Here is a 12766-nt window from a genome sequence, read left to right as displayed (position 1 = left end):
TTTTCTACATCCATCCTTGGTCACACAGGGTGACGAGTCGCACACGCCGGACCGCGATCGCATGGATCATTGACGACGGAGGATCCAATCATCTAGATTTCCATCATCTAGAGATCCGATAGATCCGCTTGATTGGAAGGTTGTCGCATGCCTGCAGAACGCGCGCCATCGCCCACGAGGTGGTGGACACTCGGAATCGTCGCGTTGGGCTCGTTCATGCTGATGCTCGACCTGAGCGTGGTCGCCATCGCTCTTCCCCAGATCCACGAGTCCCTGGGCAGCAGCTTCTCCGACCTCCAGTGGGTCTTCGACGCCTATGCCCTCACGCTCGCGATCTTCCTGGTCGCCGCCGGCTCCCTCGCCGACCGCATCGGCCGTAAGAAGCTCTTCCAGGTCGGCTTCGCGATCTTCACCGCCGCCTCCCTGGCCTGCGGCCTCGCCGACGGCGCAGGGGCGCTGAGCTGGTTCAGGGCCATCCAGGGCGTCGGCGCGGCGATCATGTTCGCCGTCGGCCCGGCCATGCTCAGCCACGAGTTCCACGGCAGGGAACGCGCGACCGCCTTCACCGCCTTCGGTGCCGCCGTGGGCCTCGCCGTCGCCACCGGCCCGCTGATCGGCGGCTCGCTGATCAACGCGCTGTCCTGGCGCTGGATCTTCTACATCAACGTCCCGGTCGGCGTGATCGCCCTGCTGATCGGCGCCCTGCGGGTGCGCGAGTCGCTCAACCCGAAGGCCCACCCCACCGACTGGAGTGGCCTGGCGACCTTCAGCATCGCGCTCGGCGCGCTCGTCTACGCCACGATCCGCGGCCCGGTGGAGGGCTGGACCAGCGGCGTCACGCTGGGTCTCTACGCGCTGAGCGCCGTCTTCCTGCTCTTCTTCGTCGTGATCGAACGCCGCCTGGGCGAACGCGCGTTGATCGACCCGGCCTTCTTCCGCAGTCCCACCTTCGTCGGCATCAGCCTCGTCGCCATGATCGGCAACGCCGGCGCCCTGCCTTCGGTGTTCTTCGAGACCAGCTACCTCGAGAACATGCTGCACGTGGACGCCTGGGGCACCGGTCTGCGGTTCCTGCCGCTGACGGGCGCGATGTTCGTGGCCGGTGCGCTCGGCGGCGGCCTCATCGGCAAGGTCCCCTTCCGCGTCCTGCTCGGCGGCTCCACGCTCGTCATGGCCATCGGCATCCTCTTCCTGAACCTGACCGAGGCCGACTCCTCCTGGACCGTCCTCCTCCCGGCTCTGATCATCGCCGGTATCGGTATGGGCGCCTTCAACCCGGCCCGGGCCGCGCTGGCCATCGGCGTCACCGAGCCGGCCAAGTCCGGCGTGGCATCCGGCATCAACGAGACGTTCCAGCAGGTCGGCATCGCGGTCGGCATCGCCGGTGTCGGCGCGTACTTCCAGCACAGCGTGGCCAGCGACTTCAAGGACTCCGCGGTCGGGAAGCAGATGGGCGGCGACGCGGCCGAGAGTGCCGCACACGGCATCAGCGCCGGTGGCCTCGACACGGTCGCCCAGGCGGCCGGCCCCTTGCGCGACAAGGTGCTGGCCACAGGTCAGGACGCGTTCATGAACGCCTTCCACGGCGCGATGACGCTCAGCGCGATCCTCGGGTTCATCGCCGCGATCATCGGATTCACCATGCTGCGGACGAAGGACCTGCACTCCAGCGCCCTGTCGACGATCCCGCCGGACGTCGACCAGGACGGCGAGGTGCGGCCGGACGGTTCGCCCGACGTCACGGTGGGAGCATCCGCCTGACCTCGCGTCGCGACTCTCCCTGAGCACCGCCCCGACGGCCCGTCCCCCGTGCCGTCGGGGCGGTTCAGCACATCACCGGTCTTCCCCACACGGACGACGTCCCCCGTGAACCGGGGTCGTACGGCGGTTTCGAACACCTCGGGCAGACCCATGTTCGGCGCCGCCTGGATCCGCTCGCCGACGAGGCCGCCCCGACGTTGCGCCCGTAAGAGACCTCCGGCACGGGCCGTTCCATGCTACGAGCTCCGGACATGGCCCACGTACTAATGCCTGATCTGCTGATAACACGTCAGAACGGCTGAAACAGTGGCGCCATGGTGTGGATGCTCTGGGACGACGAGACCTCTTTCATCGGCCGGTCGGAGGAACTCGATCTGATCGGCACGACGATGAGCCGCAGCCGGCTGGTGACGCTGACGGGTACGGGCGGAGTCGGCAAAACCCGGCTCGCCGCGCGCGTCACCTCCCGCCGACAGCCGCACACCGAACGGGACGTGGCCTGGGCGGACCTGTCGCCCCTGCTCAATCCGCAGCTCCTGGCGGCCACCGTCGCGGATGCGCTGGGACTGTCCGACCACACACCGCGGCTGCCGACGGAGGCGATCTGCGCCTGGATCGGCGACCACCCCATACTGCTGGTCCTCGACTCCTGCGAACACCTGCCGGCCGAGTGCCGCGAACTGACCGGCGACCTCCTGACGGCCTGCCCGAACCTGAGGATCCTGGCCACCAGCAGAGAACCGCTGAGGGTACAGGGCGAGACGGTCGTCGAGATCGCACCCCTCTCCTCCGCACAAGACGCGGTCGCGCTGTTCGCCGACCGTGCCGCGGCGGCGGGCAGCCCGCTCAAGGACGAGAGCGACCACCAGATGGCCGCGAGCCTGTGCGATCACCTGGAGCGTCTGCCGCTGGCGCTGGAACTGGCCGCCGCGCAACTACGCGGTATGTCGCTGACAGAACTCTGCGCAGGTCCGCTCGCGGCGGTCGACCTTCCCCCCATGGCCGCGCACACTCCCCGCCCGACACGGCACGCCGCCCTGCGTACCACGATCGGCTGGAGCCACGAGCTGTGCACCCCGTTGGAGAGACTGCTGTGGGCCCGGCTGTCGTTCCTGCCCGGCTCCTTCGACGCCACCACCGCCTGGCAGGTGGCCAGCGGCGGCCCGCTCTCACCCAGCCGGGTCGCACACACCCTCACCTCTCTGTGCGACAAGTCCGTCGTCGTCCAGCGGGGCGGCACGTACCGGATGCTGGACTCCGTACGGCAGTACGGCCGGATGTGGCTGCACGAACTCGACGGCGAACAGGACCTGGCCCGCCGTCACGCCGAGCACGTACTCGCCCAGACCCGCCAGGCGCACCTGGAGTGGTTCGGTCCCGCCCAGCGCGGCTGGTACCAGCGGCTCGAGTTCCTGCACGCCGACATCCGGCTCGCGGCCGACCACTTCCTCGCGACCGACCCGGCCGCGGCCCTGGAACTGATCGGCAACGTCACCCTCTTCTGGGTCTGCTCGGGCTACCTGTACGAGGCTCGTCGGTACCTGGAGCTGGCGACGGCGACGGCCACCGAGGAAGGCCAGGACGACATCTGGGTACAGGGGTTGTGGAGCCTGGGGCTGACGCTGACACTCCAGGGCGAACACGAGGCGGCACAACTGGTGGCCGCCGACTGCCGCAACGCCGCCGCGGTCGCCCGCGACGCCGAGGGACTGGCGCGCGCGGCCTATGTGGACGGCCTGCTGCGCCTCCTGCAGGGCCGCCCGCTCGCGGCGGCGCAGGTCGTCGAGCCGGTGACCGCCGGCTCCCGCCCCGGTCGGCTGACCGGCGCGGCGGCGATGTGCCGCCTGGTGCACGTCTTCGCCCTCACCGGGTCCGGGCACCTGGCGGACGCCCGGCAGGAGGCCGTCGAACTGCGTGACATCTGCCGGGCGTCCGACGAGTACTGGACGCGCTCCTACGCCGAACACCAGCTGGCGCTCATCGCCTTCCTGGAAGGGCGCACCCAGGACGCTGTCGACCACGCCCGCGCCGCCCTGGACGCCAAGCGGCACATCGGCGACGCCTTCGGGATCGCCATGATCATGGATCTCCTCGCCATCTCCCTGACCGACACGGGAGACCACCACGCCGCGGCCTACGCCTTCGGTGCGGCGGCCCACCTGTGGGAGACCGTCGGCCATCCCCAACGGGGCACACCGGAACTGGCATCCCTGCGGGACGAATGCGAGGGCACGCTCATAGACGCCATGGGCGAAAGGGCCTACGACGACATCTGCCGGCAGGCCGCCACCTGCGACAGGCAGACACTCGTGTCCTGGGCCGCGCGCGGAGGACACCCACCCGGGGCGTGAGGGCTCCATGAGCTTCGAGACAGTCGCCACCGCACACCGCCGAGAAGGCTTCCGCTGACGAGGACTTTGGTCCTATCGTCTCAGCCCGTGATCACAAACGGCGTTCCACAGCCCCCGACGGTCTACCCGCTCGCCAAGACACGCGTATGGGCCATGCTGGTCGGCTCTCTAGTCTTCGTCGCCCTGGGCATCGTCTTCCTGGTCGCCCACAGCACCGTCAAGATGACGTTGGCGGGAGCCGCGGCCGTGCCCTTCTTCGGGTTGTGCGCCGTGCTCATCATCCAGCGCCTGCTGCGCGACCGGCCGGAACTGGTGGTGGACGACGCCGGAGTGGAGCATGTCCGGCTGGGTCGCTTCGGCTGGGACGAGATCGCCGCCGTGCGGATACGCGAGCAGCGAGTGCGCAACGCCGAGCAGCGGTTCATCGAGTTGGTGCTGCACGACCCGGACGCCTACCTGACTCGAGCGCCCAGGCTGGTCCGCAGCACCGCGTCGATGAACGCACGACTCGGCTTCGGCCCTGCCAACATGGCCACGAACACCTTGCCGGTGCCGCCCGAGGAGGTCGTGGAGGCGATGCGGCGCCACCGGCCCGGACTCGCAGTGCAGTACTGACACAGCGGGGGCCACGAAGGCCCCGACTCGAACGGTCGCGGACCGGCTGCTCGCACGACATGAGCACCCTCCAAGCACCACGCATCGACACACCACACATTGACACATTCCCATATGGGCATACGATGACGTCATGGCACGAGCGGCGACGACCTCGGACGCGTTCAACGCGATCGCCGAACCGCAGCGGCGGCAGATCCTGGTACTGCTGCGAGGCGGCGAGCGGCCGGTGACCGAGCTGGCCCGAGACCTCGGGATGACCCAGCCACAGGCGTCCAAGCACCTACGGGTCCTCCGCGAGGTCGGGTTGGTACGGGTCCGCGAGGCGGGCAAGCAGCGGCTGTACGGCCTCGACGCCCAGGGGCTGCGGCCGGTCCACGAATGGGTCGGCGGCTTCGAGCGGTTCTGGAACGAGAGCTTCGACCGGCTGGACGAGTACGTCCAGGAGCTGAAGCAGGCAAGGCAGGAGGAACCACGCGATGGCGACGACCAGTGACGACGGCGAGCCCGCACGCGCGACCGCGGACCGCGAGATCGTGATCTCCCGGGTGATCGACGCCCCGCAGGAGCTGGTGTTCGAAGCGTTCACGCGAGTCCAGCACCTGTCACGGTGGTGGGGGCCGGAGGGGTTCACGACCACGACGCGGTCCTTCGAGTTCCGCGTCGACGGGGCGTGGGACTTCGTGATGCACGGACCGGACGGCACCGACTACCAGGAGTGGATCACCTGGCGGGAGATCGTCCCGCCCCAGCGCATCGCCCTGCTGCACGGCGAGTCCCACGACGACCCCAACGCCTTCGAGTCGGTCCTGACCTTCGAGGGCGCAGGCGAGAAGACCCGGATCGTGATGCACACCGTCTTCCCCACCAAGGAACTCCGCGACGAGGCGGTGGAGAAGTACCACGCGATCGAAGGCGGCGAACAGACGCTGAACAACCTGGCGGCCTACGTCGCACAGGTCGCCCGGGAGCGGTCCACCGGCCGCGGGCCCGCGACCGCCGACGAAACCATGACCGAGCAGGAGACCGGACAGGACGGGACGGTGCGCTGATGGCCGGGAAGGTGTTCTTCAGTGTGACGATGTCGCTCGACGGCTTCATGGCACCCGAGCCCGTGCCCGTCGAGGACGTCTTCTCGCCCCAAGGCCGTGACGACCCCAGGGTCCGGCGCTGGATGACGAAGTGGTCGGAACTGCAGGCGTGGCTGTTCCCGCAGCGGTGGTTCAGGGAGAACCTCAAGCTCGGCGAGGGCGGCGAGGAAGGCCTCGACAACGACATCGCACGGGCGACGTTCGAGCGCACCGGCGCGAGCGTGATGGGCAAGCGGATGTTCGACGCCGGCGAGCTGGCATGGCCGGAGGAGGCACCGTTCCACACCCCGGTGTTCGTCGTCACCCACACCAGGCGCGAGCCATGGGAGCGGAAGGGCGGCACCACCTTCCACTTCGTCGACGACGGCATCTCCAGCGCCCTCGACCAGGCACGCGAGGCTGCCGGGGAGCGCGACGTCCGCATCGCCGGCGGCGCCGAGATCATCCAGCAGTACCTGGACGGCGGCCTGATCGACGAGTTCTCGATCACCCTCGCGCCCGTTCTGTTCGGCACCGGCATCCGCCTGTTCGACCGCGTGGACCCCGACCGACTCACGCTGGCCCAGGCCCGGGCGGACACGTCGTCCCGGGTGACCCACCTGACCTACACGGTCGGGAAGAGGTAGCCACCAGAGGTCGCCGCTAGCCTCGGACCATGAGCGTGGACATGCGATACGGTCGGCCATGAATCGGTTGCCGCTCTTCTGTGCGGTCGACCTGGCGGAGCGCATCGAGCGCGCCGAGGCCCAGCTGATGAGCGCCGCAGCGGAGGCCGCCCGCCTGCGCCGAGGAGACGACATCGGGTTCGCACTGCCAGTGGCGGGCGGAATGGCCACGTTCGCCGAGGACGACTCCCCCTTCAACAAGATCGCCGGCCTCGGGTTCGACGGCGTACCCGACGCGGCCGCGCTCGACGACATCGAGCGCGGCTTCGCCGATCGCGGCGCTGCCGTGCAGGCCGAGGTGGCCCATCTGGCCGACCCCGCGGTCGGCGCCCTGCTCACGGACCGCGGATACCGGCTGACGTCGTTCGAGAACGTGCTCGGGCTCGCACTCGACGACTCGTACGAGCGGGTGACTCCCCCCGGAATCGACGTCCGGGTGTGCCGCGACGACGAGTTCGACGCATGGCTCGACGCCGTGGCGGACGGTTTCGCACACCCCGACGACCAGGGCATCCCCTCGCACGAGGAGTTCCCGCGTCAGGCGCTTGCGAACGCCGAACGGGACTTCGCCGCGGCCGGCGTGGTGCACTACATCGCCCTGCGCGACGGCATTGTCGCCGGAGGCGGCAGCCTCCGCGTCACGGACGGCGTCGCACAGCTCACGGGTGCGGCTACCGCGCCGGCACACCGCCGACGAGGCGTGCAGACCGCCCTGCTCTCAACCCGGCTGGCCGACGCAGCAGCCGCCGGCTGCGACATCGCCGTCGTCACCACCCAACCGGCCTCCAAGTCCCAGCAGAACGTGCAGCGCAGGGGATTCCACCTGCTGTACACCCGCGCCATTCTGGTGAAGCAGGTTGCACCGAGTTGAGCCTCGACGCACCTTGAGGCACCGGTAGGGGACGGCCTCTCCGACCGCCGGACCCGGTATGGGCGGTCCTCGTCAGCCTTGCCGCCGACGCCGCCGCAGAACTCCGACCGTGCCGCTGAGGGTGCCAGTCTGCATCAAGATCACTGCAGTAAGCACCGGCGGTGTATCACCCGCGAAGGGTGATACCCGCTCGGTCCGCCCGCCGGAAGACTCGGTGAGGGGTTCAGTAGGGGCGGGCCCCAGGACTCGGGCCGTTGAACGCTCACCCGCCGGTGCGCGCCGTGCCATACGGGTGAACCGTCCTGGCCCACCCCCGTGCGGCATGCGGCCACCGGCCGCGTGTCCTTGACTGGAAGTCGGTAACCGCTGGTCCAGCACGGGAGAAGAAATGGCAGGACGCCTGAGGAAGACCAAGCAGCACCGGTGCGCTGCGGCTGTGCTGCTCATGGCTTGTGCTGTGGCCGGCGTGACCAGTTGCTCCGACAACTCGACAACGACGTCGCCTGCCCGCAGCAAAGCGGCCTCGGCCGCCTCCTCGGCGGCGTCCGCGGCCTCCTCCGCCGTGGCCTCCCTGGCCTCCCAGGGAACTTCCGCGCTCGCTTCGGCCTCGGCGGAGGCCAAGCGCCGCCTGGACGAGGTCAAGAACGGCATCGACGCGAAGAACGAGGTGAGCCTCGGCGCCCCGGCCTCGGCCGGTGACGGTCGGATCACCGTCCCCGTGACCGTGCACAACACCGCGGGCTCAGCGAAGTCGTTCGTGGTTCAGGTCAGCCTCCACGACAACGCGGGCAAACTTCTCGACACCATTGTGGTGACGGTCAACGACGTCGCCGCCGGGAGGGACGGCAGCGGCACCGCCCGCAGCAACCGCAAGCTCTCCGGCCCCGTCCGCGCCGAAGTCGCCAGGGCCCTGCGCTATTAGGCACGGCATGCCGGCTGTCGGCGGGCGCGAGATCACGCGCGAGCGCCTTGTCAGGACACTGACGTTCTGGCTGCGTCCGGCTTTCGCCCTGCGCGTGCTCAACCGCTTCCAGCGCATCGTGGGATTCGACCGTTCGATGGCCCTCGCATCGAGCGCCCTGACCGCCCTCATCCCCCTCTCGATCCTCGCGGGCGCCGTCCTGAGCAACTTCGTGCACTACGACGCGGCCGAGCGCATCATCAACCGTTACGGCCTCACCGGCAAAGGAGCAGAGTCAGTGAACGCGCTCCTCGGTGAGGCCGAGGGCGCAAACGCGAGCGTAGGCATCCTCGGAGTGGTGTTCCTGACGATCTCGGCGCTGAGCTTCGCGCGCGCGGCACAACGTCTGTTCGAACAGTGCTGGGAGCTCAAGCCGCTCAGTATGCGCAACACACGCAATGACCTGGTGTGGATGGTGAGCCTCGGCGCCTATGCGGCGGTCTCGGGCTGGATCCAGGCGGTCCTGGGCACAGGCCGACTCGGCCTGGCGGCCGCGCTGGCCGAGACACCGGTGACCGCGGTCTTCCTCCTCTGGAGTGGCCGCCTCCTGTCCGCCAAACGGATCAGCCTGCTGCGACTGCTCCCCTTCGGGATCATCGCGACGACACTGACGGCGCTCTACTCCGTGGGAGCGAACGTCTATCTGCCGAGACTGTTCAACTCCTACGCCGAACGGTACGGAGCGGTCGGCGCCGTCTTCGCGATGATCTCAGCCCTGTTCGCCTTGATGGTCGTCGTCGTGGCGTCGGCAGCCCTGGGACGGGAGGTGCACGAGGAACTCGCCCGGATCCGAGCCGGGCACCGCCCCTCGGACCACGAGGTCCGCCAGGAGTGGGACAGCGTTCTCGAACAGGCGCGTCTGCGCTGGCGCACCGCACGAGAGCAGGTCTCGCGCCGCCGGACCGAAGACTCGAACCACTCGTAGATCCGGGTAGCTCCATGGTCCCCCGGAGCTGGTTGCCCGGCGCCGCGGCCTCGGTCCGGCGGTGCACGCCGTCATCGACTCCGGTTCATTGGCCCCGCGCGAGCCGACGGGTTCCCCGACGGACGCCGCGCCGTCAGCGCGCCGGCCCGGTGGTCGACCGCTTCATCGTGGGCTTGGCCACCGCGGCGGCCTGTACGGAGGGCTCGCCCTGCGCCGGTGACGGAGTCCTGGGCATGGCCATCGAGGCCACCTCGCTGCGCAGTTGCTCCATGTCGAGGGCGTTCTGCGGACTGGGGGTGCGCCGGGGCGAGTTGCCGGCCGACGACGAGCGCTGGACGTCGTAGGGGATGCGCGACGGTCTGTCGAGCCCGGTGATGCCCGCGCCGGCTGCCTGGGCGACACCGATGTTGGATGCCTGGACCAGGGTGATCTTGTCCCCGTCGAGGCTGGGTCCCAGGTCCAGGGCGTCGTCCCTGTCGCCCCTGCGCCAGCTGCCCTGGAAGGTCTTGCTCAGGCCCAGCTGCGGGAGCACCTTGACGCCGTCCACGTCGAACGCCTGCACGGTGATGGCGTCCCAGGTCGCCTGGTCCACACGCAGCACCGGCATGGAGTCCTTGCCCTGGCCGTCCGGTGTCCGGGGCCGGCCGAAGACGAGGTGGACGGCGTCGGTGGCGGCGGCGATGTTCATCATGCCGATCATGTCGTTGCGGCGCGCGTCACCGGGGTTGTACTTGGCGCCCAGCAGGTTGTCCTCCACGAGTTTGACGGTCTCGGGCCGGAACCGGGTGTGGTCGTCCCCCTGCCGGAAGGTGACGTTGCCCTTGCGCTCCTCGTTCTGGGCGATCTGCGCGAGGTAGCCGATGTACTGGCCCGCGGCCGCCTTGGCGAACTCCTGCCCCCGGGTGCCTTCGCGCGCGTACATGGCGAAGACGTCGAGGTGACGCGTGAACTCCGGCTGGATGTCCGCCTCGTCGAAGCGCTGCGTCATCGGGAGGAAGTCGGTGCTCAGGACGTGCCGCATGTTGGTGTCCTGGCCGTGGGAGAGGTCGACGATCTTCAGTTCGGCGGTGGAGAAGTCGACCGGCGCCACGACCTGCGGCGAGAAGTGGGGGCTCTGCTGGACCGCCTGCCACTCGGAGTCGCGCATGTGGTGGTGCGACAGGTCCACGTTCAGGCTGGTCTTGGTGCCGGACGCCAGGTAGTAGGCGAGGTCCTTGGTCGTGATGTAGCCGTCGTTGGCCGACTCCATGCTGAAGATGTCGTTGAGGGTGTCGCTGGTGTACTTCGGTTCGAGGCCGCGCGCGAGGGTCCTGGTCTCGTCGCGGACGTGTTTCACCGTGTAGCCGTGCTTCTGTGCCTCCGCCGCGTAGCCGGCGAGGAGGCGCTGCTGCTCCTGCTGTCCGGTCTCCCCCGGGCGCTTCGGGGGAAGTACCCACAACTCCTTGTTGGAGTTGGGAAATCGGGCGGCCATCTCCCGCATCCCGGCCTTGGCGTTGTCGCTGAGTTCACGTCCGTACCAGTGGACCAGGAGGTTCTCCGGTTCGTTCACCGGATCTCGTTCGGGCATGTGCGCTCCTCACGCAGGGCGACCGGACGCCGCCGACTGCCGGGCACAACGGGCCTCGTACGCCTGCCGGTTCAGTGGCCCGGCTGAACCGACGGCCGTGCCGGGCCGTCGTGTTGTCGACGACGACCATGATCGAGCGGACGGAGGAGCGCATGACCATCGCGCCGGAAGCAACGGAAGCGGCCGAAGAAGCGACTGCAGACGCGACGGCCGAAGGCAAGGAACAGCAGCAACGGGAGACCCAGGATCAGCAGGTCCCCGCCTTCATCCTCTACATGGGGGGCTCGGAGTACGACGACGCCCTGCACCGGCTGGCCCTGTGGGTGCGCCATCTGCTGCTGCCCGTCTACGGCAGGGAGGTCACGTCGGCCTCCCCCTGGTGCACGTCGTGGTGGAGGCATCCCGAGGCGGTGGCCCAGTTGTACGGGTTGTGGATGGCCTGGCACGACCTGACCGGCCCGGACGCCCCGGCGACCGGTCCCGCGACGTGGCACCGTGACCACCTCGGCCATGTCATGAGCTCCCTGCGGGATCCCTCGGGTCCGTTCGCGGGCTGCAAGGCGGGCGCGCACCGGGCCAAGGAGACGCCGGGAATGGATCCCTACCCCGGCTGAGCCCACCCGGTGCGATGCCCCTGGGCTAAGCCCGTCCGCCCGGGACCACGCCCGTGCCCAGCAGTGCGGACAGTTGCGGTGAGTACGTGGCGTGCAGGACGAGTGCGGCGCTGCCCACGACCGCCGCGTCGGTGCCGAGCCAGGACGCCTCAACGTCGACGACCCGCACGTGACGGGAGAGCGGACGGCTCGCCAGGGCCGCGGCGACGACCTCGACGTACCGCGACTCGACGTGCTGGATGCCGTGTCCTCCCAGGACGATCAGGTCCACGTCGATGAAGTTGACGATGTCGACCGCGACCGAGGCGACGTGCTCCGCGGTCTCGTCGATGACCGCCGCCGCCACCGGGTCGCCGGCTGCCGCGGCCGCGGCGATGGCAGCGTGGTCCACGCTCTCGGGGTCTTGGGCGAAGGCGCGCGCCAGCGCGGTGTCCGGGCGGGGTCCGTCGCTGAGTCTGCGGTGCACCTCCGCGACGATGGCCGTCGGGTTGACGAGGCCTTCCAGGCAGCCGCGGTTGCCGCAGTAGCACTCCGGGCCGTCGGGCAGCACGGAGGAGTGCCCGAACTCCCCCGCGTTCATCGAACCGCCCCGGTACACCTGGTGGTTGAGGATGAGGCCGCCGCCCACGCCGGTGCCGAAGAAGAAGTAGGCGAAGTCCGCCACACCCCTGCCCGCGCCGGACCAGCGCTCACCGATCGCGGCGGCGGTGGCGTCGTTGTCCAGGGTCACGGGCAGGCCGGTCGCCTCGCTCAGCATGTGCTGCACGGGCACCCGCGTCCAGCGGGCGAGCTGGGGCGCGCCCACGATGGCGCCCTGCCCGGGGTCGATCGGGCCGGGGGTGGCCAGTCCCAGTCCCAGGACCTTGTTCTGGTCGACACCTGTCTCGGTCAGGACGTCGGTGACGAGTTCCGCCATGGCCTTGACGACCTGGGCGGGATCGTTGCCGGGATGGGTGGGGCGCTTCTTGACGACCAGCGGGCGGCCGAGCAGGTCGACCACGGTGCAGCTGAGTTCCACGGGGTCGAAGTGCAGGCCCACGGCGCTGCCGGCGTCGGGGTTGATGCGCAGCGTGGTGCGGGGCTTGCCACCGCTGGACACCCTGCTGGCGCCGTCCTCCCGCACGATGCCCTCGTCGAGCAGCCGGCGCACGATGCCCGACACCGTCTGCGGGGTGAGTCCCGTGTGCTGGGCGATCTCGACGCGGCTGATGCCGTCGGCGAGCTGGATCTGGTCCAGGACGACGGCCCGGTTGTATCGCCCGACCTTCGGAAGGTTCGTTCCTGCCTGCCGCACGCGCGGTCCTCTCTCGTTACCCCGCTCCAACCTATCTCCCGCAGCCCATTG

The 12766-nt window shown here is 69.4% G+C and carries 12 protein-coding genes; 10 read left to right on the top strand and 2 right to left on the bottom strand.

The features are described 5' to 3' along the window. Positions 1-147: 147 nt before the first annotated feature. From ACIGDI_RS26895 to ACIGDI_RS26855, 9 genes are all read left to right on the top strand, one after another. Positions 148-1761, top strand: coding sequence for an MFS transporter (locus tag ACIGDI_RS26895; protein WP_399901464.1), 1614 nt, complete (start codon positions 148-150; stop codon positions 1759-1761). A gap of 314 nt (positions 1762-2075) precedes the next feature. After that, positions 2076-4112, top strand: coding sequence for an ATP-binding protein (locus tag ACIGDI_RS26890; protein ID WP_399901461.1), 2037 nt, complete (start codon positions 2076-2078; stop codon positions 4110-4112). Positions 4113-4199: 87 nt separating this feature from the next. Beyond that, positions 4200-4727: an STM3941 family protein gene (locus ACIGDI_RS26885; protein ID WP_399901458.1), complete on the top strand. Its 528-nt coding sequence runs from the start codon at positions 4200-4202 to the stop codon at positions 4725-4727. Between the two features lie 133 nt (positions 4728-4860). Next, a complete protein-coding gene (locus ACIGDI_RS26880; RefSeq protein WP_399901455.1) occupies positions 4861-5223 on the top strand; it encodes an ArsR/SmtB family transcription factor in 363 nt (120 codons plus the stop codon). Then, positions 5207-5779 (top strand): SRPBCC family protein, encoded by a 573-nt coding sequence (locus tag ACIGDI_RS26875; protein ID WP_399901452.1) that lies wholly within the window; start codon positions 5207-5209, stop codon positions 5777-5779. The genes ACIGDI_RS26880 and ACIGDI_RS26875 overlap by 17 nt, the downstream gene beginning before the upstream one ends. After that, positions 5779-6444, top strand: a complete 666-nt coding sequence (locus tag ACIGDI_RS26870) for a dihydrofolate reductase family protein (RefSeq protein ID WP_399901449.1) — start codon at positions 5779-5781, stop codon at positions 6442-6444. Before ACIGDI_RS26875 ends, ACIGDI_RS26870 begins: the two co-directional genes overlap by 1 nt. Before the next feature lie 58 nt (positions 6445-6502). Next, entirely contained in the window at positions 6503-7354 is an 852-nt protein-coding gene (locus tag ACIGDI_RS26865; RefSeq protein ID WP_399901446.1) for a GNAT family N-acetyltransferase, read from the top strand. Between the two features lie 466 nt (positions 7355-7820). After that, complete coding sequence (locus ACIGDI_RS26860; RefSeq protein ID WP_399901443.1) at positions 7821-8276, top strand: hypothetical protein; 456 nt, start codon at positions 7821-7823, stop codon at positions 8274-8276. Positions 8277-8283: 7 nt separating this feature from the next. Further along, on the top strand, positions 8284-9240 hold the full coding sequence (locus tag ACIGDI_RS26855) for a YhjD/YihY/BrkB family envelope integrity protein (protein WP_399901441.1): 957 nt from the start codon (positions 8284-8286) through the stop codon (positions 9238-9240). Positions 9241-9373: 133 nt separating this feature from the next. On the opposite strand, the gene ACIGDI_RS26850 is transcribed toward ACIGDI_RS26855, so the two are convergent. Beyond that, positions 9374-10807 (bottom strand): hypothetical protein, encoded by a 1434-nt coding sequence (locus ACIGDI_RS26850; RefSeq protein ID WP_399901438.1) that lies wholly within the window; start codon positions 10805-10807, stop codon positions 9374-9376. A gap of 275 nt (positions 10808-11082) precedes the next feature. On the opposite strand from ACIGDI_RS26850, the gene ACIGDI_RS26845 reads away from it, so the two are divergent. Next, positions 11083-11421: a DUF4913 domain-containing protein gene (locus ACIGDI_RS26845; protein ID WP_384816462.1), complete on the top strand. Its 339-nt coding sequence runs from the start codon at positions 11083-11085 to the stop codon at positions 11419-11421. Positions 11422-11446: 25 nt separating this feature from the next. Here ACIGDI_RS26845 and ACIGDI_RS26840 read toward each other — a convergent pair whose 3' ends face one another. Further along, complete coding sequence (locus ACIGDI_RS26840) at positions 11447-12715, bottom strand: ROK family transcriptional regulator (RefSeq protein ID WP_399901435.1); 1269 nt, start codon at positions 12713-12715, stop codon at positions 11447-11449. Between the last annotated feature and the right edge of the window lie 51 nt (positions 12716-12766).

Origin of the sequence: Streptomyces sp. NPDC085900 (assembly GCF_044540925.1) — a bacterium.
Lineage (GTDB): Bacteria > Actinomycetota > Actinomycetes > Streptomycetales > Streptomycetaceae > Streptomyces > Streptomyces gilvifuscus.
The sequence above is the reverse complement of the archived record's forward strand: the minus strand, read 5'-3'. Positions and strand labels throughout refer to the sequence as shown.